General features: G+C 62.9%; 2 protein-coding genes. Both read right to left on the reverse strand.

Translation table 11 applies throughout. From position 1 onward, the window contains the following. Positions 1-1,882 (reverse strand): aminomethyl-transferring glycine dehydrogenase (gene gcvP, locus D8V06_RS26460; RefSeq protein ID WP_130932120.1); only part of this gene is annotated, 1,882 nt, incomplete at its 3' end. Positions 1,883-1,893: 11 nt separating this feature from the next. Beyond that, positions 1,894-2,277, reverse strand: coding sequence for a glycine cleavage system protein GcvH (gcvH, locus tag D8V06_RS26465; RefSeq protein ID WP_056852648.1), 384 nt, complete (start codon positions 2,275-2,277; stop codon positions 1,894-1,896). Positions 2,278-2,282: the final 5 nt, after the last annotated feature.

Genomic DNA, 2,282 nt, shown 5'->3' on the forward strand with positions numbered 1-2,282 from the left:
TGTCGACGTTGCCACGGGCATCGCACGCGGTGACGACCACGCGCATGCCAGCCATGTTGGCGGTGGCCGGGTTGGTCCCGTGGGCGGACGACGGGATCAGGCAGATGTCGCGACGGTCTTCGCCACGGCTCTGGTGGTAGGCGCGAATCGCCAACAGACCCGCGTATTCACCTTGGGAACCGGCGTTCGGTTGCAGCGAGATCGAGTCATAACCCGTGGCGGCGCAGAGCATCGCTTCGAGTTCGTCGGTCAGTTGCTGATAGCCGGCGCTTTGCTCGGCCGGGGCAAACGGGTGCAGGGCGCCGAATTCAGCCCAGGTCACCGGGATCATTTCACTGGCAGCATTGAGCTTCATGGTGCACGAACCCAGCGGGATCATGGTGCGATCCAGGGCCAGGTCTTTGTCGGCCAGCTTGCGCAGGTAGCGCATCAGCTCGGTTTCCGAGTGATAGCGGTTGAACACCGGATGGCTGAGGATTGGCGACTGACGTACCAGCGTGGCCGGGATGGTGCTCTGCACCGAGGCGGCGAGGGCGGCGAAGTCCGGCAGGGTCTTGCCGTTGGACAGCAGGCTCCAGAGGGTTTCAACGTCGGCCTGGGTGCTGGTTTCGTCAAGGGACAGGCCCAGACGTTCAGCGTCGACGACGCGCAGGTTGATCTGCTGGGCGCGCGCCTGATCGTGCAGTCTGGCGGTGTCGGCGCCGGTATTGATCGTCAGGGTGTCGAAGAAGTTTTCCTGTTCGACGTTCAGCCCCAGAGCGGTCAAGCCCTTGGCCAGGATCGCGGTCAGGTGATGGACGCGATTGGCGATTTGGGTCAGGCCTTTAGGGCCGTGGTAAACAGCGTACATGCTGGCGATGTTGGCCAGTAGCACTTGCGCGGTGCAGATGTTGGACGTGGCCTTCTCGCGGCGGATGTGTTGTTCGCGGGTTTGCATGGCCAGGCGCAGGGCCGGCTTGCCGAAACGGTCCACGGAAACACCGACCAGACGGCCCGGCATGTCACGCTTGAATGCGTCTTTGGTGGAGAAGTACGCCGCGTGCGGGCCACCGAAGCCCAGCGGTACGCCAAAGCGTTGAGCGCTGCCGATGGCCACGTCGGCGCCGAATTCGCCCGGCGGGGTCAGCACGGTCAGGGCCAGCAGGTCGGCGGCCACGGCCACCAGAGCGTTGGCGGCGTGGAAGCGCTCGGTCAGTTCGCGGTAGTCGAACACGTCACCGTTGCTTGCCGGGTACTGCAGCAGGGCACCGAAGAACGGCGTCACGTCGGTCAGTTCACGCTCGTCGCCAACCACCACGTCGATGCCCAGCGGCTCGGCACGGGTGCGCAGCACGTCAAGAGTCTGCGGGTGGCAATGCGCGGAGGCGAAGAATTGATGGCTGCCTTTGTTCTTGCTCAAGCGTTTGCAGAAGGTCATGGCTTCGGCGGCAGCAGTGGCTTCGTCGAGCAGTGAAGCGTTGGCGATCGGCAGGCCGGTGAGGTCGCTGATCAGGGTCTGGAAGTTCAGCAGCGCTTCGAGACGGCCTTGGGAGATTTCTGGCTGGTACGGGGTGTAAGCGGTGTACCAGGCTGGATTTTCCAGGAGGTTGCGCAGGATCGGCGACGGCGTGTGGGTGCCGTAGTAACCCTGGCCGATGAAAGTCTTGAACAGCTGGTTCTTGCCGGCGATGGACTTGATCAACGCCAAGGCATCGGCTTCGCTCAGACCGTCTTCCAGGCCGAGTACGCTGGTGCCCTTGATGCTGTCGGGAATCACGCTGGCGCTCAGGGCTTCCAGGGAATCGAAGCCCAGGCTGTTGAGCATGGCTTGCTCGTCACCGGCGCGCGGGCCGATGTGACGGGCGATGAATTCGTTGGCGGTCGTCAAATTGATTTGCGTCATGTCAGTGCTCCTCAGGCTTCGGCTTGGGCTTTGATCAGGCGGTCGTAGGCGTCCTGATCCAGCAGTTGGCCGACAGCGTTGGCGTCGCTTGGCTTGAAACGGAAGAACCAGCCTTCGCCCAGCGGATCTTCGTTGACCAGCTCAGGGCTGCTGTCCAGCGCCGGGTTGACTTCCAGCACTTCGCCGTCCAGCGGCATGTACACGCCGCTGGCGGCTTTTACCGATTCCACGGTGGCGGCTTCGGCGCCTTTGTCGTAGGACTGCAGCTCAGGCAGTTGTACGAAAACCACGTCGCCCAGGGCGTTCTGGGCGAAAGCGGTGATACCGACTGTGACGCTGCCGTCAGCTTCGGTGCGCAGCCATTCGTGATCTTCAGTAAAACGCAACTCGCTCATGGAAA

It is taken from the genome of Pseudomonas sp. Sample_24 (genome assembly GCF_004307605.1).
Lineage (GTDB): Bacteria > Pseudomonadota > Gammaproteobacteria > Pseudomonadales > Pseudomonadaceae > Aquipseudomonas.

Excerpts from the sequence above, each read along its gene's own strand:
- gcvH (WP_056852648.1), bottom strand. The coding sequence starts at position 2,277 with ATGAGCGAGTTGCGTTTTACTGAAGATCACGAATGGCTGCGCACCGAA.